Here is an 18,987-nt window from a genome sequence, read left to right as displayed (position 1 = left end):
CCCGCCCGATCATCGTCTTCGACCTGGATGGAACGCTGATCGACACCGCGCCCGACCTGCTCGACAGCCTCAACCACAGCCTGGCGGCGAGCGACCTCGCAGCTGTCGACGAAGCCGGCTTCAGACGCTTCGTCGGCCATGGCGGCCGCGTGATGATCGAACGCGCGCATGCCGCGCAGAACAAGGCGCTGATGGCGGAAGAGCACGACCGGCTGCTGAAGCTGTTCCTCGACCATTACACGTTGAACATTCCCGGCAAGTCGCGCCCCTACCCCGGCGTCGTCGCCGCGCTCGACCGTTTCCAGGCCGCCGGCTATCTGATGGCGGTCTGCACCAACAAATACGAAGCCAATTCCGCGACGCTGATCGGCGCGCTGGGCTTGTCGAACTACTTTGCCGCGATCTGCGGCCAGGACACTTTCGCCTTCCGCAAACCCGATCCGCGCCATCTCACCGAGACGATCCGGCTGGCGGGCGGCGATGCGGAGAACGCCTTGATGATCGGCGATTCGCAGACCGACATCGACACCGCCAAGGCAGCCGGCATTCCGGTGGTCGCGGTCGATTTCGGCTACACCGACCGCCATGTGCGCGAATTCGAGCCAACTCTGGTGATCTCGCATTTCGACACGCTGACGCCGCAACTGGCCGAGCGGTTGATCGCGGCGGCACGCTGAGCGGGACTCGGATCGGACGGCTGACAAACCGGAAACTGGTCCGAGCGAGAAGCTTGGCACATCGCCTTGACTTCGCGCACCCGCCTCCCTTATATCGCGGCTCGCTTCGGTCTTCGGGCCTAAGGCGGGCGATTAGCTCAGCGGGAGAGCACACCCTTCACACGGGTGGGGTCGCAGGTTCAATCCCTGCATCGCCCACCATTTCCCTTGGTTTTCCACAGTTCTTATGACGACCTCCGCGCAAATGCGCGTAGGGAATGGAGCTTATGCGGCTCGAATTGGGCACAGTTGGTTTCGGGGGATGCCGCCCGGTGCCGTCCGAGCGCATCAAGAGGAGATTGCGGGGGAAACGTCAGCGACATGGGGGATATCGCTATCTCGCGCCGTGAGTTCGTACCTGGCCTCGAAGCAGCTCGCGGCGTCGCCGCGCTGATGGTCGCGCTCTTTCATTGCGGTCAGGCGACATATTATGATGCGACGCGGCAAGCGGTCTCTTTGGTGCAGGGCTCGTATCGAAGCCAAAGCTACCTTGATGCGGCTTTCCGCATCGCCGGGAACGGCCACGGCGCCGTCGTATTTTTCTTTGTCCTGAGCGGCTTCGTTCTCATGATGATGCTCAGTCGGCAGACGGATGACCTCAAGGCCAGCGCCGGCCCATTTTTCATAGGACGCGTTCTGCGCATCTACCCTGCCATCTTTTCAACCATCGCGATCTTCGTCGGACTGTTTCTGCTGACCGGCATGTCGCTTGGGCCGGCTGAGGTCTACACGACCAGGAATGTGATGGCCAATGCGCTGTTGCTACGTACCGACATCAACGGCGTGATGTGGTCGCTCCAAACCGAAATGATCGCGGCCCCACTGATTTTTTTGCTCTATTGGTCCTGGCGGCGATGGGGCGCTGTCGCTCTGGTTCTGCCCGCCCTCATCTTGCTCGGCCTGTCATTCAGCGGGCAGTGGTCTGGAACGCCCGGAAAGGGCGTTTCGTTAGGGAACCTCTGCTCCTTCGTGTCCGGAATGATCGCTTGTGCCTATGGAAGGAAGATAGTCGCTCGCCTTCCTCGTCCGGCCCTGTCGCTCGCCCTCGCGGTCGCCGGGTTCGCACTCTCGCGCCCCTTGCTAGGATGGTGGTCCAACTGGTCCGTGATTTTCGAGACGGCTTTCGCGGGTTTTATCTCGGCGTTGATCGCCTATGGCGTTCCGTTGCGGAAAGGTCGTCTGATGGCTGTGGCCAGGTATTTCGGCCGCATCTCTTTCAGCTTCTACTTGTTGCACCCATTGGTGCTGATCGCTCTTTGGAACGTGCCTGAGCTACTCGCAAAGGCCGTCAATGCAGGAGTTTCTCCCATCACACTGGCACTCGCCTCGTTTGCCTTTTCGGTCCTCGTCATCACTCCGCTGGCTCACATGCAGCATACGGCAGTCGAACGTCCAGGCGTTCGATTAGGCCACGCAATGGCATGGCGCCTCCGCTCGAAGCTTCAGCCCGCCGCCGTCCAGCGTGGGTGAACACAGAAGGTCTCAGATTCAATCCACGCACCGTCTATTCGACCTGCTTGGATGGCCCGACAACCGGATTCTAGATCAGCCCTCTGCGCACATTCATATGCGTCACCGCTGTCACCAATACGGCGCCGGTCATGAAATAGAGCGTGGCGATGATGTGTCCTTGATGGAAATGCAGCCCGGCAAACAGCAGGGCCGTGACCACGGCAAGGAAGGCGATGACGCGCGAGAATTGATCGGGCATGGGGCGACCTTGTGCAATGTGTTGAGTGGCCGCCCTCATTCAGCCGCTCGCTCCATAGAGCGGTTTTCGATTTTTCGCAATCGGCCTTGAAGCCGGACTGATTGGCGCCTGCCGCGCGGCGGCGTTCCGGTGGTCCTAAACCAGATCCACTTCCACCCACAGTCCGCCCGGCCCGCGTGCCGCATCGCGTGGCGCGCTGCGCACCGCCTGGATCGAACAGGACGGCGCGGCAAAGGCCGGCTTTCCGTTCTTGTCCGCCAGCCAAGGATCATCGGCGCGGATGACGCGGCCCTTGGTCTTTGTCTCGAGCGCGGTCAGGATGCCGTCATAGGGCATCTCGCCCCAGTGCACTTTCAGCGCATCAACCTTGTTGGTCGGGATGAAGGCCGACAGATCCGAGCTCGTCAGCAGATCGAAACCCTGTTTCTGCGGCGTGGCGTTCTGGCTGCCGTGATGCGCGACCTTGAGATAGACGGTGCGCGCCAGAAGATCGGCCGATGTGACGGTGCCCTGCCCGACCGGCCATTTCAGGTCCTTCCAGCTCAGCCAGTTGCCGATCTGGGCGTCGCCCGGGAACAGCAGCACCCGGCCGCTGTCGATGAACTCGAAGGCAAGCACCAGGCTGGTGTTGTTGACGCCGCGGTCGAGCTGCAAGGCCAGGTCGGCGGCGATCCCCATCCAGTCGGCGTCGATGCGCCGCCAGGACTGGTCGCGGTCTTCCATGGATGCCGCGGCCGAGACCGGCCCAGAATAATGCTTGCGCACATAGGCGGCGATGTCGATGGCCGGATCGCTGCCCTTGTCGCCGGCGAGCGCCGCGGAGAGCGGCGTGCCGACATTGCGCTCGAACGGACTGAGCTCGTCGACGTAACCGGCATCGGCCGCCTCGTTGATCTTGAGGCCGCTCGCCAGCGCCCGCGCGTACGGACCGCCGCTGGCCAGCGGAAACATCTCGCTCGCCTTTTCCTCGAGGCGAAGCGCCGCCTTGTCGCGCGGCGGACCGAGCACATAGACGCGCAGGTTTGGCAATGCGTCGATCGTCACAGGCGGCCCGCCAGGCTCGAAATAGGTCGGCGACGGTTTTTGCGAAAGTTTTGCCGCCGCGTCGCGGGCCGAGCGCACCCGCTCGCCGGCGGCACCGAACTGGAAGCCGAGCACGGACTGCAGGCCATCGCGCACCCCGGCCATGTAAGAACTGAGCCCCTGCATCCCGTCGAGCTTCTGGCCCACGCCTTGCAAGGCCGCCAGCGCCTGGCCCCTGAACTTGTCGAGCTCCGCGGCCTCCGCGTCGGCAGGATTTTCGGTCCAGGCCATCCAGACGTCGCCGACGACAAAATCCTTGAAAAGGTCCTTGGCGGTCAGGAAGCCGGAAACATGATCCCAGTGTTCGTGGGTGACGACGAGGATGTCAATCTTGCCGCCGGTCTCCTTCTTGAGGTCGGCGACGATGTCGGCGACCAGCGCCGAGCCACTCTTGATCGAAACATGAATGCCGCAATCGATGAGAATGCGGAACGGCTTACCGTCCGGCTTCTTGAACGTCAGCAAGTGGCAGTCGCCGATGCCCTGGCAGTAGTGCCTGACGGTGATGCCCGATGCCGGCGTCGCCGCGGGAGCCGATTTTGCCGGCCTTGTTCTTGCCGCCGGTTTTCTAGACATGGTCGTCGTCTCCGTCGCTGGCATGCAACAACGCAAAAGGCTCCGATACTTCGCCGCCGAAATAGAGCGCTCGCAGCGGCGAGAGATAGTTGGCCGCCATCGTCCCGGCCTGACGCTTCTGCCGGTCCGCGCTGCCGGTGTTCTTGATGATCGAGTAGCGGATTTCCTCGAAGCCCTCGCGCGGATCGATGATGATCGTGGCGCCGCCGCGGAACCAGAAGAAGCTATCGCCCTTGGCCATGCCTTGCGGCATCGCCGTGCCGTCCAGCGCAACCGGAATGCGCTGCTGGATCACGGCCACGACTTCCACGCGGAACGAGCCGTCCGGCTCGACGCGGCGCGTCGGGCGCACGCTGTAGATGTCGAAGGTCGTCTCGCCTTTCTTCGGCGGGTGCATGACCGTGCCGTCGTCATTGTAGCGCGGCAGATCGGGCAGCAGGCCGAACTGCTTGTAGAGGTCCGGATCGGAGGCGAAGGCCTTGTGCATCGCCTTCCACAGCGCATAACGGTTCTTGTCGTTGAGCGCGAAGATCTCGGCCCGCTTCAATTTCTGGTTCCAGCCGAGGTCGATCTTGCCGAGCAGGCCTTTCAGCCAGACCGGCGACGGATCCTCCGGCGCGCTCCAGGCCAGCGTCTCCTCCGAGATGGTGCGAACGTCGCGCGGCAACAGCTTCCATTTGCGGAAGGATTCCAGGAAGGCGAGGCGATAGTGGAGCGGATCGTCGGGATAGGCGTCGCGGTCGGCGGTGATCAGCGCGCGCAGATATTCGCCGAAAGTGATGTCGACGGAAGGGCAATAGTCGAGCGCGCGGATGCACATGGTCAGCATCTGCGTGGCGGTCTTGGCAACCTCGTCGGTGAGGCGCTCGACCAGGCTCGGATGCAAGGTGCCCGCCGGCAGGATGCCGGAGCCGCCGGTGGCAAGCTGGATCAGGTCGTCGGTCCGCCGGTCGGCGATGGCCAGAAAGGCCTGGTAGACAGCGAAAACCAGGATCGAGCCTCGGTCATGCGCCTCGAAGGTCTTGTCGCAGTCGAGGTCGGCCATGCCGGCGCCGCCATATTCGCGCAACGGCCCGGCCCTGCCGCTGCCTTCGCCGAACTGCTTGGCGATACCGGAAAGCAGCGAGGCGGCCGACAATTCGCCCCTCGCCTTGCCGATTTCGAAGCTGACCAGTTCCTTCAGCGTGAAATGCTGGAACAGCGCGACGATATCGGCAAAGGCCTCGTGGAAGGCCGGCACGTCCGGGTTGGATGCTTCCTGGAAGCGGCGGTGCAGCCCGTCGAGCAAAGCGTGCGACATCTCATGCGCGACGATGTCGCTGGACAGGCACGAGAACACCGTCGTTCCGGGCGTGGTGACGTCGCCCTGATTGCTGGTCGCCGGGAAATAGCCGAACAGCAGCGCCTTCTTTTCAGGGCTGTAATAGGCATTCTCGGCGCGCAACGCATGCGGATAAATGCGCAGGCGCGGCACGTAATGCGCCTTCACCGTCATATCGCCGGTGCGGCCGGGAGCCGCTGCGTAATGCGGCGCCCACAACGCTCGCCGGCCGAGAGCGCGCTCGAAATGGCCGATCGTGGTCATGGCCACCGCGTAGACCATCTGCTGGTGGAATTTCGGATTGCCCTCCGAAGGCGGCAGGCCGTCCTGCGCCAGCAGCACCTTGTCGTTGAGGTCGACCGGATCGTAGACGCGGTCGGACGCGGGGTCGACATCGACCACCTCGAGATATTCGCCGATCGGACCGGGCAGCAACGGCCTGTCGGTCGCAGGCTCGTCGTCCCACGGCACCGAAAGCGTCGCCTGGTAGACCGAAACCGAATCCAGCCGTTTCGCCACCGACGGGTCGAGCGCGTAGATGCGCAGGCGCCGTTGCGGCGGCGGCAGCGGCCGCGGCTTGCGCCTGATGGCCGGTGCCGGGCCCACGACTGGCGCCGGAACCGCTACGCTGGCGCCTGGCCGGCCCAGCCATCCTTCCAGAAAGGCCTTCAACGGCTTCGACGGATTGCCCTGGTCGAGCGCCGCCTCCAGGTAGCGGTTGCGCGCCGCGGCCGAAACCTTGTCCGGATCGCCATCCGGGTCGGCGATCGCCTGGTCGACTGCCGCCGTGGTTTGCGCCATCTGCATCAATTCCAGCGCGAACATCGTTCGCTGCCGAAGCGTCGCCGGTGGTGGCGCCGCCAACGAATTCCCTCCGGTCAAAAGGTCCAGCCAGCTCCACGTATAGGTGGCGCGAGCGAGCTTGGTCAGGCTGTTTGCCGCCGGCGGCGGGAAGCCCAGCGCATCGAAGGCCCGCAAAACGCCCTGCCCGATCTTCTCCCTCGTCTCCGCCGCATTCATCTTGGCCGTCGACTTCAAGGCTTTCGCGAACAAGGCCTTGCGTACGGCTTCGACACGCATCCAGGGCTGAGGATAATTCTTCACCACGTCCCAATGCTCGGCGAGCCAGAGAGCGGCCGCGGCCGCGACCTGCGGTGTCGCGGCGGAGGTGCCGCTGCCGTCCATGTCGACCACCTTGCGACAATCGATCTCGGCCCAGGGCACATTCGGCGTGTAGGCGCCGAGCGCCGTATCCATCTTCGAAGGCGGCCCGTAATTGCCCTGCATGGTGCCGAAGGAGAGCCCGGCATAGGCGCGCCCGTCGCCCATCACGCCGCAGGCCGCAAGCACCCGGTTGTAGCGCGCGGGATAGACGATGCTGCGCGGCGTGATGGTGAAATTGTTGCCGGCCGCCGTGACCATGACCACACCGTGGTCGTAGGCAAGGTTGACGGCGTCGACCAGCGCCTGCGAGGCGAGGCCGCCCATGCTCATCGACAACACTTGCGCGCCCTGCTTGCGTGCATAGTCGATGCCTTGCACCATGGTGCCGGTGGTCAGCCGCACCATCCAGTCGGCGATGCGCACCGGCAGGATTTTCGCCAGCGGCGCGCCGCCGACGAAATCGTTGAAGCCCGGCCAGTGCGGCGAGGAGCCGTCGAGCTTGTTGCCGGCAAGCAGGCTGAGCGTGCCGGTTCCATGGCCGCGATTGCTGGTCAGCGTGCCCGCCGGAGCGTGGTCGGTCGCGTTGTTCGGACCCGTCCCGTCGTCGACGAAATTGCGCTGCTGCGCTGTAAGAAGCGCGGCGGGAATGGTCTGATGGCCTGGATCGAAACCGGTATCGAGATGGGCGATGATGATGTTGGCCTGCTTGGCGCCCACCTTCTCGCGCGCCGCCGAGAACTGGCTGAAGTCCGGCGCGGCATTCCAAGCGACGCGCCCCGCGACCACCGCCTGTCCGCCCTGCGGGTCCTGATCGTCGAATGCACAGACCGGAGCTGCGCTTGCCGCCATGCCGCGATCGCCGCCGCTGTCCTTATAATCCCACTGCTGCACGATATCGGGCTCGATTGCGAGCACCTCGGCGCCCGCGGCCGCCAGCGCCGGGTTCCGGGCGACAAGATCGTGGGCATGGTCCCAGGGGTTGTCTGTATCGGCGGCGTCCGTGGCCAACCGCAACCAGGTGGCGCCGCGATCCCCGGCCGCGGCCGTGCCGGCGCTTGCGTCGGCAGGCAGAGAGAGGATCGGCTCGGCTTCGATGCCGCCAATCCGGGGCGGGCCGCCTCGGACCGAGAGCCCCGCGCCGTCGCCGCGAACCTTTACAAGGAGTCCCTTCGCGGCTGCCATGGCCTGCCCCTCCCCAAAATGAACCATGAGGCCGACCGTCACCTGCAGTCAAGACAAGGTTCAGCCATACTTCGGTTGATCTCTTTGCCGACTAGGCAATCATGCCGGTTGCAAAGCAAAGACCATACACTTCTAAAATAACCATCGGTCCGCCAGATGCGTATATCTGTGAGCGCCTTCACATACGCTGAACAGGGCTTGCGCTCAGATGTTGTCACGGCGGCATCGACGGCCCGAGCTGACTACGGCGTCCGAAGCTGCTGCCGGACTGCGATATGGATGCGGTTCTCGAGGAGAAATTTCGATCACCTAGCCATTTTCAGGTTTGCTGTCTGCGCGCATGGGCACCTCCCACCCAAGCGCGCGGATGGCGTTTCCAAGATCGGCCCGCAACCGCCAGTGCGCCCGGTCTCCTTACAGTTTGCCGGCTTATCCAATTTCGGCGTGTGACGCATGACACGGAACGTCTGTCCGCCACCTGCCGATTTCGGTCAGCCACCACAGAAGGAGACGACGCTTTGATCGAGCACGCACTTATCCTACAATTTCCGTCTAACGAGAGGCGGAATCGTATCATGGCTACAAATGGCGCGGACGACAGGAACCTGCCGCGCCTGGCGCGCATCGACCCGCGCCACTTCGATCTGTTGTTCGGCGGCTGCAAGCTTGAGCGCTATGCCGCCGGCCAGCATTTGTTCGTCCAGGAGGACGCTTCCGACCGCATCTACGGCGTGATGAGCGGAACCGTCGAGATTTCGATCTATTCGCCCGGTGGGCAAAAGCTGGTGGCCAATATCGAGCTGTCGCGCAGCCTCGTGGGCGAGATCGGAGCCCTGGATGGGCGCCCGCGCACGGCGACCGCCATCTGCCTTACGGCATGCGAGCTGGTTTCGCTGAGCCGGACACAACTCTTCGACCGCATTGAGAAAAACCCGTCTCTGGCCCGCGCGATGATCGAATTGCTGTGCACGCGGCTGCGCTGGGTCAGCGGCGAGCTGGGCGACCAGGCCTTTTTCGGTATCGAGGCCAGGCTGGCAAAGCGGCTGGTGTTCCTGAGCGGCGTGATGGCAGACGCTGCCGGCTGGATTCCGATTTCGCAGTCGGAGCTCGGCGAATTCCTCGGCGCGACGCGCGAATCCGTCAACAAGACGCTGAACGACTGGCGCAGCCGGCACATGATCGCCATCAAGCGCGGCGGCCTGCGCATCACCAACGCCGCCGCGCTGAACCAGATCGCCGAATCGCAGGACGACGACTGAGCAGGCTCGGCGACTTCGCCGTAGCCCGCGCGGCGCCTCCGCCATTGCTCCGCCGGTTCGTCGCATCAGAGAAACGACGAACTGCCTTCAGCGCCCCCGGTCAGAGCCGCGAGATCAGATAGCGCAGCGCCGACCGGCTCGGCATGAAGAAATAGCCGCCGCCTTTCGTGGTGACGAACTGCGGCACATCCTTGAGCACCGTGACCTTTTCCCAGGATGGGATCGAGAACCGGCCGCCGCCGCCCCGCGCGCCGATCGTCGGATCGGTCTCGCCGACAAGACCCTGGAACGAGTTCGACGAGACCCAGGTTTGCTGGATGAATTCGTACTGACGCTCGATATCGGCATTGAGGCACATGAATAGGAGGCCCTTCTCGGTCTTCCCGCCCTTGCCCTTCTTCTCATAGGTGCGGCCGACGCGCAGGATGCGGTGGCGCTTGCCGATCCTGATCTGCGTCTCGCGGTCCTCGCCAAGCGAATCGCGCGGGTTGGACCGGCGTATGTGGGAGCCGAGCGGACAGGCATGCCCCTGCGGATCCTCGGCGCCGAGCGCGAAATCATTGTCGATGCCACGGCCCGGGCGTCCGTTCGGATTGCGCACCAGCGAACTGCCGTCCTGCCAGCGACCGAGCATCTTTGCCGCCACCCAATGCGGTGTGATGGCGGCGTCGCCAGTCTCGTATGCTGCCTGCGTCGCGGCCTTCCTGCAATAATCGTCGAACAGTTCGACATGCTGCTCGAATTGGCGCAGGACGAGGAAGGTGCCGTTGCGGCCGAAATCGCGCGGCGGAGGCGGCTGCCCCGGTATCTGACGGTTGCGCCGCACCTGCGACAGGATGCCGGTTCGGTCCAGCGCCGCGTCCACCGACGGCGAAGCCGGGTAGAAGCCGTGCTCGTCGCGGTAGCCGAACAAGAACTCGCCCGGCGCAAGCAAATGCATCGGCGCGGCTCCTTTGGCGGCGCGCGACGTGCCCCGAACGATCGGTTGCGAGATGCCGTCGACGAAGCCGAAATGCTCGACGGCCCGCTTGCCGTCGCGCCGAACCATCAACGGCAGTTCGGCGGCCACGGACATCCCCGCGCCTGTCGTCTGTCGCTTCATGACCGCGATCTCCGCCTTCAACGCGGCCGGCGTCCCGGCATAGCAGACGATGACGACGTCGGCGGGATTGGCGGGCGATCCCCACTGCCATTTGTCCGGGGCGTCGGGACCGGTGTCGTTGAGGATGCGGCTGCGCTCGGGCGTTCCCATGCCTTGGCGGAAGGCGACAGGAAACGTGTCCAACGGCTCGTCGTCGACGCCGCCCTCGAGCCCCAGCCGGCGCAGTCCGTTGGGGCCGAACGCCACGGTCATGGCGCGACCGGCAGGCACGCCGTCGCCGAAACTGGTTCTTTCGGTCACGAAGTCGAGCCACGCCTTGCGCTTCCTTGCCGGCAATCCTTCCGGCACCCCGATCGCAAGCATGTGTGCATAGCCGAGCGCACCGAACGGACCGAAGAAGATCGACTGGATTTCTCCGGATTCCAGTTCTTCGAGCGGCGCGGACGGCGGTTCAGGCAGGCTGGTCGCGTCCGCCGGCCGTGCTTGCGGGCGCGGCAGCGAACCGAACAGGCTCAGCCAGTCGCGCGCCTCGTTGCCGGTGGCCGATGCGATGCCGCGCCTGATCCTGGAGTTGATGCGGATGCGCGGTGTGTTGAGATGCGGATAGGCGCTGTACCAGAACAGCGTCGGCACCTGCTGGCGCCGCGCCCAGCGCTTGAAACGATCGCCGTCGCGCGCGCCGTCCAGGAACAGCCAGCGCGTGCGCGGATAGCCTTCGGTATTGCTCCACACGCCGGTCAGGCCGGCCGAGGCCTTGGCGATGAAATCCTCCAGATAGCTTTCCCAGCTGCCGCCGTAATTGGAGAAGAACACCAGCCTGTCGGTGCCGGGCAGCAGCACCCAGCGGGCAAAATGAATGGTGTTGATGGTGGCGAGGAAACCCGGCCTGAAGACTTTCTGCGCCGATATCGAGATCAGGTAGAAGGAGAGCCGCAGCGCCAGCCGCCGCAAGATCCCCGGCTTCATCGTCGAGATCGCCGTCAGGTTGTTCTGCGCGCAGTGGTCCTCATTGGCGAGGATCTTTTCCAGCGCGCCGATATCGACCGGCGTGTTCGCCGGCCGGTCCTTGTCTTCGAGCCGCCGCAACGCCAGGAAGCAAAGGCCCACGAACAGAACCAGAATCGCCAGCAGACCGAGTACCGTAAGCAGAAGCGCGGCGCCGGCGATCGCGATGTTGGCGAAGGTGATGCCATGCGGGTTCCCGAACACGAGCACATAAGTCATGCGCCAAAAGGCGAGAACGACGATCGCGGCAGTGGCGAACATCGCCGGCGTCAAAAGCGTCGTCGTCAGCGCGCGCGACCAGTGGCCGGGCGGCCTTTCCAGCAGGCTTTCGGCGGGCTCGAACGCCCAGCCGAATTGCCCGAGGCAGCGGACATGCCGGCGCGCTTCGGCCAGCACATCCATCGCGTTGCCGGCGCCCACGCGCGGCTTTTCGACGATCTCGCGCACGCTGTCGGCCAGCCGCGCCTCGGCAAGGATGCGGCGTACGGAATGGCCGGGCGTGCCGGAAAAAACCAGCCCGGCCGTGCTGCCGAAGGAGGGCGATATCTTGATTTGGTTCTTCTTCAGGAAGTCCTCCAGCGAGCCGCCATCCGGCAGGCCGCAGACATCCCTGAAGATCGGCCGCAGCCGATACCCGATCGATTGCGCAATGGCGGCAATGACGTCGTCGGTGCTGCCGTCGCCGGAGATTTCGAACACCAGCGCGCCGGTCTCGACCCCCGTCTTCTTGTCCCTGCCTGTGGGAGCGACGGCCAAGCTGGTGAAATGTATGGTGGCGACCTTGTCGAGTGCGGCGCTGATCTCGCCAATCGCGGGATTGCCTAGGTCGGCGACCTTGTCGCGCACCGCATCGAGCGGCATGGCGCGGGTGATCGGGCAGACAACTGTCACCATCGACTGGTCGGCGGTGCGGCAAAGCGGCGGGCGCTCGAAATCGACCTTGAGGCTTGCCGGATAGGCGCCGACATTGACCATCTTGCCGGCCCTGCCCCGCGCGCGGGCGAGCTTCGGTTTGCCGAACAGCGCGCGGATGCATTCGCCGATCTGGATGCGGGCGATCTCGGCGCCGATGCACAGATGGATGCCGTAACCGAAAACCATGTAGTCGCGATGCGGGCGCGACGTATCGAACTCGTTCGGCCGCTGCACGATCTCCGGATCGAACATTGCTGAAAGCGTCGCCGGCATGACCACCGTTCCGGCCTTGACCAGGCGCTCGCGGCGCGTGCCCTTGCCGATGACCGCGTCACGCCTGGTATAGCGCCACGGCCCGATCCAGATCGGCTTGAACCGCATGGCTTCCATGATCGCCCGGTCGAGCTTGTCGGTGTCGCCGGCCGCGATGGCCTCATCCACGGCCTGCCGCGCATCGGATCGCGACAGGATCACATCCAGGCAATTGCTGCCGGCAAGCACGTTCGTCGGCACAAAGCCCGCGACCATGCCGAGCATGATGGAATGAATGTCGGGCAAGGACAGGCGCCCTTGGTCCATCAGCGCGATGAGGCGGGCAAGCGGCCGGTCGTCTTTGCCCGCTCTCTCCCTGACGGCGGCGATCGATCGGTTTATGACCTTGATCAGCCGATCGCCTCCGACCACGGCAAGCTGGCGCGTGGTGGGACTTGCCGTCGGATCGGAAAAGAACAGCGCGCTGAGCGCTATCGACCAGTCGGCGAACTCGGTTTCGTCGTCGATCTCGAGGCCGAAATAATCGCGGCAGATGCGCACCGGCACGATCTTCATCAATCCGGCGATGGCATCGAAGCCGGGGCTGGCGCGGGTCATGATGTCGTGCGAATGGCGCTCGGCGATCGGCCTGACGGCGGCTTCGACCTCCGCCGGCGGGAACGCGCTCAGCACCGCCGATTTCATCTGCCGGTATGCGGCGCCGTCCTGCATGCCGAGAATGAAATTCGAGCCCCGGGCGAGTTCGGCCATTTCCGGCCCGTAAGGCGTTTCGAACTCGTCGCCCCGCTCCAATATGTCGCGAACATCCGCGCCCTTGGTGACGAGCAGGAAATTGCCGAAGCCGAGATTCGGCCAGAAACGGCGCAGCAGCGCCAGCAGCCAGCGCGGATCGCTGAGAAGAAAACCGGCGATGCGGGAAGCAAAGCCGCTCTTGGAACGCAGCCGGTTGATGTCGAACGGTGGCATTTCGGCGAGCGGACGCTGGCTCTTCTGAGCGGCGCGGACGGCGGCGAAGTACTTCAAAGTGATCATCGCGTTCAAGCCCCCCTGCTATCCACGTCAATGCGATGCCGGCATTGTCTGGCCTAGGTTTGCATCGGTCCGGCGTATGTGAATTCGTTCACAGTCATTTGTTGTCGGTCCCGGCGATCATGCGGCAGACTTGGCCCGATCGAAATTGCCGATCAGGAAATTGTTCTTGGCCGGGTCCACGAAAGGTATCCAGCGTATCCTCTGCTCGGAAAAATCGGGGTGCCTGGTCATGAAAATCGCGAGTTCATGCGCCGCCTCGTCGCGCCGACCGCTTCTCATCAGGGCGCCTATCTTCAGGAATCTTGCGTAGAAGTAGCCTGGCGACAGGTTGAGCGAGCGCTCGGCGGTGGCGATCGCAGCCTGCCAGTCCTCGACGAAGCAATAGGCCGCGGCCAGTTCCCCCAGATTGTGGAAGCGATAGAGGTCGAACGGGCTCAATCGGTCAGTGTCGAGGAAGAAGGGGATCGCGCTGGTCGCATCGCCAAGCAAAAGGTGTGCGCTGCCCATGGCCGAGCGGGCGAAGGCAAAGCTCGGATTGATGTGGATCGCTTCGGCAAGATGCTCGGCCGCCAATGCCGGCTGGCCGCGCATGATGTCGGCTGCGCCGAGATAGGCATGCGGACGCGCATCGAGGCTGTCCATCAGCAGCGCCTTGCGCGCAAGCGTCTCGACTTTCTCCAGATCGTCGCTGTCGCCGAAGCGCAGCCATGCCCTCCAGAAATACCACCATGCGAGCTCGTTGAGCACGGCGCTCGAATTCGGATCTTCCTGGTAGGCCTTGTCGAAGAAGTCGAGCGCGATTTCGGTATCGCGACGTGTCCGCCTGTTCATGTGCCAGCGGCCGCGCCTGACCAATTGCCAGGTCTCGAGGCTTTCCCACGGCACCTGGAACGTGCGTGCCTGTTCGGCGCGGTCGACCTCCTTGTCGAGTATGGAAACGATCTCGCTGCCGATCTGGTCGCGCAGGCTGAAGATATCGACGAGATCGCGGTCGAAACGTTGCGACCAGACCAAGCGCCCGTTCGAGGTATCGGTGAGCGACGTATTGAGGCGGATCTGCCTGTTGGAGCGCGCCAACGTGCCGCTGACGATGTAGCGGGCACCCAGCGCGTTGCCGATGAGCCTTGTGCCGAGGCTGTCGTCGCGAAACTGGAAACTCGAGCCCTTGGCGATGACCGAAAGCCAGCGCGTGTTGGAAAGACCGTAGATGATGTCCTCGGCGATACCGTCGGCCATGTAGCCGACATCGGGTTCGCTTCCGTTGCCCTGGAACGGCAGCACGGCGATTGCCGGGGGGCCCTTGGCGATCGGCCTGGAATGACCGGGCGTGGCGGGAATGGAAGCGAAGGAAGCCGTCGCGGCAGGGCCGTTGCCGCCGCGACCGGCGATCAGGACCCGCACCGGCAGGGCGATGTTCTTCAGGCTGAACTCGCCGAGATCGGTGAAGACGGCCGCCGTCTTGTCCTTCACGTGATGCCACGTCGTCGCCGAGATGGCGACGCCGTCATGCGGCGCGAATTCCTGCAGCCTGGCCGCGATATTGACGTCGTCGCCATATAGACGGCCCTCCCGGACGATGACGTCGCCGGTGTTGATCCCGGCGCGAAAAGGCATGCGCATGTCCTCGGCGACAGCGGCATTCAGCGCCACGATCCGGGCCTGGAAATCGAAGGCTGCCCGCAAGGCTTCGATTGGATTGCCGAATTCGGCCATGATGCTGTCGCCGGCATCGCCGAACGTGCGCCCGCCAAATGCTCCGCAACTGTCGGCGATGATGTCGCGCCTTTCCTCGAAGGCGGCAACAGCCAACTCGTCGTCGATGCCCATAAGCCTCGAGAATCCTACGGCGTCGATTGAAATGATTGTCGCAAGCTGACGGGTATAGTTCCGTTCAGCCATGATTGAGCCCCCAGTCCCGCTGCAGTCCAGAACGGGCGACCTGCGCTCAAAGAAACGCCTCGCCGGCTGCCGACGGAAATCCTCGACAGGCCCGGCGCACTGTTGCCACCCTCTTATGACCAGAATTCTATCAGGGTCTTGCCGAAAGCTCTACCACGAACAGCTAATATGGCGAATTCACCCTCCGGCGCATGGTTAGTGGTCATTACTCAGGAGACACATCCAAAGTGGAACCTTACCAATTGAAGTTCTTACATTTTCTCCGCCAGGCAATATTGACCGGCTCCTGCGGCCGCATCGAGGCATGCGCCGTAAAAGTCGGTTATTGCGGCGCTGCGGAACCAACCTGCCTGCGCGCGAGTTTCTGACGGCACTGACGCCGACGAGATTTGAGGGCTCTCATGCGCACTGTTGTTTCAGCAACCGGTATCGCTTTCCTGCTTATCAGTGGACAAGCCTTTGCGGCGGACGACCAGCCACTGCCGTCGCAAAATGCCAAGAAGCTCTCGGAGATCGTCGCCAAGGTCGAGCACCGCACAGACTTCCGCTATGTGAAGGAGGTCGAATGGGATAGCGACGGCTACACCATCACTTACTACACGACGGACAAGGCCAAGGTCCAAATCACCTACGATCCCGTGACCGGCGAACCCAAATAGGCCGCGTCCGCCTGCGGCCATTCCGCCAGACCTACTAGGGGCAAATGGACCCCTGCCCGATCCCCGGCATCTGCGCGTTGGAGCGTTATCCCGACAAGTGGGAACCGGTTTTCAGAGAAGATCGTCTCCAACAAGAGTTAGATCGGATGGCGATTCAACGAAACGTCATCCTGACCTAGCGCCTGAACGCTCCTGTGCCGCGTTCCGGCGCGATGGACCCCTTGCATCGTCACAGCTTTGGTGGCTGACTGCCCGCCATGATTGCGGGCACGGGGGTGCATGGCAATGATTGGCTACGTCCTGAAGCGCATCCTGATGGTGCTTGTCGGCTATCTGGTCGCGGTGCTTGTCGGGTTGATAGCCGTGGTGGTGATCTACGCGATATTGAGTTCGCTGCCCAATGCTCCGGGTTACTTCGAGCTTATGGCGTTCACGCCGGTCGCCGCGCTGGTGGTGCCGCCGCTCGGCATGTTCATCTACTTTCTGACGATCCTCCTGACGGCTATGCAGACGCTGGTCTTTGCAATGATCGCAGAGTTCTTTTCGCTGCGAAGCTTCTGGCTGCATATGCTGTTCGGCGCCGCTGCCGCGGCAGCCGGTTTCATGCTGATCTGGCCGGACGCCGCCAATGATCCGGAACGCTGGGCGGACATGGGCATCATCGCCGGCGGCGGCCTCGTGGCCGGCCTGATCTATTGGCTGATTGCCGGGCGCAACGCTGGCTTGCGCCGGTCGTTGATCAAAGCAATTCCAGGAAAAGTGTGAAGCGGTCAGGGCTCGGCGGCTTCGCCGTAACCTTCCGTCCGGAATTGCTTGGAGTAAAAAGCGCTCAGCTTGACGGCGTGCGCACCGCTTCGGTCGCGTCGAGCGCCTGCATCAGCTTGGAATCGCGGCCATAGACGTCGTCGAAATACTCGACCTTGCCGGACATGTCCGGCCATGCGGTGAAATAGGCGACATAGACCGGAATGACGCGCGTGACATTCTCGGTCGAATGCCCGTGCTTCAGCTTCTCGGCGATATCGTCGACCGTGGTGCCCAGCACGGCGGCGGCCATGCCGCGCGGATCCTGTAGCCGCACGCAGCCATGGCTGAGCGCGCGCATGTCGCGCTCGAAGAACGACTTCTGCGGCGTGTCGTGCATGTAGATGGCATGCTTGTTGGGGAAGAGGATCTTCAACTCGCCCAGCGCATTGGCCTCGCTCGGCTGCTGACGCACGCTGAACGGAATGTTGGCGCCATAGGCACCCCAATCGACCGCCGCCGACGGGATGCGCTTGCCGCGCGAATCCGTCACCTCATAGCCGGCGCGGTCGAGATAGCCCGGATCGCCGCGCAGTCTTGGCAGCATCTCGTTGACGATGATCGACTGCGGCACGCCCCAATAAGGATGGAAGTCGACCTGCTTGATCTGGTTATAGAAGAAGGCGGTCTGGTTGGTGACCCGGCCGATGACCGCGCGGGTCTTCAGCTTCTCCTCGCCATTGTCGATATAGCTGGCGGTGAAGGCGGGCTGGTTGATGAAGACGCGCGGGCTGCCGAGATCAGACGGCATCCAGCGCAGTTCCTCGAGCGCGACCTTGACCTTCTCGACCTTGTCCGCCTTTGAGGCGCCGGCCAATGAAGCCACCGTGCGCGGGCCGATGACACCGTCGCCCTTCATGCCGGCGCGCTGCTGCACCGCCTTGATCACCGGCACCAGCTCGGGATCGTAGAGCTCGCTCTTGCCGAGCCTCGCGAGCACTTCGCCATAGCTGCCGCCCATCTCGTCATCGAGATTACCGGAAATAAGCGTCAGCAACTTTGGCAATTCCGGGCTGCTTTCGCCGGGTTTGAGCAGGAGCTTGGGATCGACGACGATCTCGTTTTCCTCGCTCGCCTCGAGCGCTTCCAGCTCGACGCGCAGCGCCTGGTATTCGGCATTCTGCGGATGGCGCGATTCGAGATAGGTGCGGACCTCCTGGGTATGCGCCAGCGTCTTCAGCACGCCTTCGAGATCGAGCGGCTTGGCCGGGAAATCGTAATAGCCGGTCATCCGGTTGGGATCGACGCGACCGCTCTGGGCATCATGGGCATAGCGCAGCACGCGCGCCGACAGCGCCATCTCGAAGCGGACCAGTTCCTTGGTCCGCTCTTCCGGTGTGGCGGCGGAATTGGCGGCTGCCGGGACATCAACGGAATAGTCGGCCGGCGTCAGGCCATAACTCGCCGCCTCCCCCAGGACGCGCACTGCATCCTGCGCCCGGCTGTTGGGGGTATTGTCGCTCACCCAGATGAAATCAGGATTGGCCGAATAATAGGCGATCAGCGCCTTGGCGATATTCGGCTCGGCAAACAACTCGTAGTCGCTCAAGCCTGCGACGGCATCACGGAAGCTATTGCTCGTCACCGACGGGACAAAGGCGGCGTCCTGAGGGGTCGCGGCCTGCGGTGCCGGCAGCAGCGATTTGAAATCGACCCGCACAAGCTTGTCGGCCCTGTAGGTGTTATAGGTGGGGCTGCTGATCCTGACGCCGCCACCATCCTCTCCGGCCGGCCGCATCTTGCGCGGCTTTGGCGGCGGCGGAAACTCGCCTTGCGGGCTGTGCCGGATGCCGCCGCCGAACAGCATGTCGAACAGCCCTTGCGCGCTTGCCGACTGCTGCCCGAGGGCAAGAGTCGCCGCGACCGCGATCGGCAGGGCGGCTTTTTTGTTTCCGAGGATTTTCATGCTTCACCCGCACCGGTTGAAACCGGTTCCCGTTCCACGCCGCTGGACGGTCCCGCCCTCCGCAAGGCGGATGTATGACGTGACTGTACCGATTCATACTGATTTCGTTAAGCTTCCATTAATTTTCGCGGCCGTGTTGCAGAACGGTTTCACATCCTTGTGAGACCTAAAACGAGCTGGCCGTTCCAAGTGTTCCGACACCCGGGACAATCAGGCGTGGCGTTGCCGATAGGCGAGAAAGTCACATAGGTACACGGGCAGCGTTTCGAGTGGACTGTCGTCAAGCAGGAATCACCGGCGGATTCGACGGCCGCCCTGTGCGGCACGGCCAAGGCGTGACAAACCACGGTCTTTGTGATCGAAATTCCGGCGGCCTCGAG

The 18,987-nt window shown here is 63.5% G+C and carries 11 protein-coding genes and 1 tRNA gene; 6 read left to right on the top strand and 6 right to left on the bottom strand.

Annotation, left to right across the window (positions count from 1 at the left end; genetic code table 11):
- From LB535_RS27080 to LB535_RS27070, 3 genes are all read left to right on the top strand, one after another.
- A partial coding sequence (locus LB535_RS27080; RefSeq protein ID WP_224634344.1) for a phosphoglycolate phosphatase occupies positions 1–677 on the top strand: 677 nt, incomplete at its 5' end.
- A 126-nt stretch (positions 678–803) separates the two neighbouring features.
- A tRNA-Val gene (locus LB535_RS27075) sits at positions 804–878 on the top strand.
- A gap of 159 nt (positions 879–1,037) precedes the next feature.
- Entirely contained in the window at positions 1,038–2,186 is a 1,149-nt protein-coding gene (locus LB535_RS27070) for an acyltransferase family protein (protein WP_224634343.1), read from the top strand.
- Between the two features lie 70 nt (positions 2,187–2,256).
- Here LB535_RS27070 and LB535_RS27065 read toward each other — a convergent pair whose 3' ends face one another.
- The 3 genes from LB535_RS27065 to LB535_RS27055 all read right to left on the bottom strand — a co-directional run bounded on the left by LB535_RS27065 (position 2,257) and on the right by LB535_RS27055 (position 7,753).
- The gene (locus LB535_RS27065; protein ID WP_224532243.1) at positions 2,257–2,427 is read right to left on the bottom strand and encodes a hypothetical protein; all 171 of its coding nucleotides are present in this window, start codon (positions 2,425–2,427) and stop codon (positions 2,257–2,259) included.
- A gap of 135 nt (positions 2,428–2,562) precedes the next feature.
- Entirely contained in the window at positions 2,563–4,086 is a 1,524-nt protein-coding gene (locus LB535_RS27060; RefSeq protein WP_224634342.1) for an MBL fold metallo-hydrolase, read from the bottom strand.
- Positions 4,079–7,753 (bottom strand): S8 family serine peptidase, encoded by a 3,675-nt coding sequence (locus LB535_RS27055; protein ID WP_224634341.1) that lies wholly within the window; start codon positions 7,751–7,753, stop codon positions 4,079–4,081. The genes LB535_RS27060 and LB535_RS27055 overlap by 8 nt, the downstream gene beginning before the upstream one ends.
- Before the next feature lie 575 nt (positions 7,754–8,328).
- Between LB535_RS27055 and LB535_RS27050 the strand changes: the two genes are divergently transcribed.
- Entirely contained in the window at positions 8,329–9,012 is a 684-nt protein-coding gene (locus LB535_RS27050) for a Crp/Fnr family transcriptional regulator (protein ID WP_140843458.1), read from the top strand.
- 100 nt (positions 9,013–9,112) lie between these two features.
- Here LB535_RS27050 and LB535_RS27045 read toward each other — a convergent pair whose 3' ends face one another.
- Entirely contained in the window at positions 9,113–13,339 is a 4,227-nt protein-coding gene (locus tag LB535_RS27045; protein WP_224634340.1) for a cytochrome P450, read from the bottom strand.
- Positions 13,340–13,456: 117 nt separating this feature from the next.
- Positions 13,457–15,238 carry an adenylate/guanylate cyclase domain-containing protein gene (locus LB535_RS27040; protein WP_224634339.1) on the bottom strand — a complete coding sequence of 594 codons (1,782 nt, stop codon included), beginning with the start codon at positions 15,236–15,238 and terminating at the stop codon, positions 13,457–13,459.
- 401 nt (positions 15,239–15,639) lie between these two features.
- On the opposite strand from LB535_RS27040, the gene LB535_RS27035 reads away from it, so the two are divergent.
- The gene (locus LB535_RS27035) at positions 15,640–15,897 is read left to right on the top strand and encodes a PepSY domain-containing protein (protein ID WP_224532248.1); all 258 of its coding nucleotides are present in this window, start codon (positions 15,640–15,642) and stop codon (positions 15,895–15,897) included.
- A gap of 285 nt (positions 15,898–16,182) precedes the next feature.
- Positions 16,183–16,662, top strand: coding sequence for a hypothetical protein (locus LB535_RS27030; protein ID WP_411909013.1), 480 nt, complete (start codon positions 16,183–16,185; stop codon positions 16,660–16,662).
- Between the two features lie 64 nt (positions 16,663–16,726).
- Here the strand turns inward: LB535_RS27030 and LB535_RS27025 are convergent, their stop codons facing one another.
- Positions 16,727–18,607, bottom strand: a complete 1,881-nt coding sequence (locus LB535_RS27025) for a murein L,D-transpeptidase (protein WP_224634338.1) — start codon at positions 18,605–18,607, stop codon at positions 16,727–16,729.
- Positions 18,608–18,987 lie beyond the last annotated feature (380 nt).

The sequence above is a fragment of the Mesorhizobium sp. CA10 genome (genome assembly GCF_020165285.1).
GTDB lineage: Bacteria > Pseudomonadota > Alphaproteobacteria > Rhizobiales > Rhizobiaceae > Mesorhizobium.
The sequence above is the reverse complement of the archived record's forward strand: the minus strand, read 5'-3'. Positions and strand labels throughout refer to the sequence as shown.

Bases quoted from the DNA above. Each gene is read 5' to 3' on its own strand.
- LB535_RS27065 (WP_224532243.1), bottom strand. From the start codon at position 2,427: ATGCCCGATCAATTCTCGCGCGTCATCGCCTTCCTTGCCGTGGTCACG.
- LB535_RS27070 (WP_224634343.1), top strand. From the start codon at position 1,038: ATGGGGGATATCGCTATCTCGCGCCGTGAGTTCGTACCTGGCCTCGAA.
- LB535_RS27055 (WP_224634341.1), bottom strand. From the start codon at position 7,753: ATGGCAGCCGCGAAGGGACTCCTTGTAAAGGTTCGCGGCGACGGCGCG.
- LB535_RS27060 (WP_224634342.1), bottom strand. From the start codon at position 4,086: ATGTCTAGAAAACCGGCGGCAAGAACAAGGCCGGCAAAATCGGCTCCC.
- LB535_RS27025 (WP_224634338.1), bottom strand. From the start codon at position 18,607: ATGAAAATCCTCGGAAACAAAAAAGCCGCCCTGCCGATCGCGGTCGCG.
- LB535_RS27050 (WP_140843458.1), top strand. From the start codon at position 8,329: ATGGCTACAAATGGCGCGGACGACAGGAACCTGCCGCGCCTGGCGCGC.
- LB535_RS27045 (WP_224634340.1), bottom strand. From the start codon at position 13,339: ATGATCACTTTGAAGTACTTCGCCGCCGTCCGCGCCGCTCAGAAGAGC.
- LB535_RS27035 (WP_224532248.1), top strand. From the start codon at position 15,640: ATGCGCACTGTTGTTTCAGCAACCGGTATCGCTTTCCTGCTTATCAGT.
- LB535_RS27030 (WP_411909013.1), top strand. From the start codon at position 16,183: ATGATTGGCTACGTCCTGAAGCGCATCCTGATGGTGCTTGTCGGCTAT.
- LB535_RS27040 (WP_224634339.1), bottom strand. From the start codon at position 15,238: ATGGCTGAACGGAACTATACCCGTCAGCTTGCGACAATCATTTCAATC.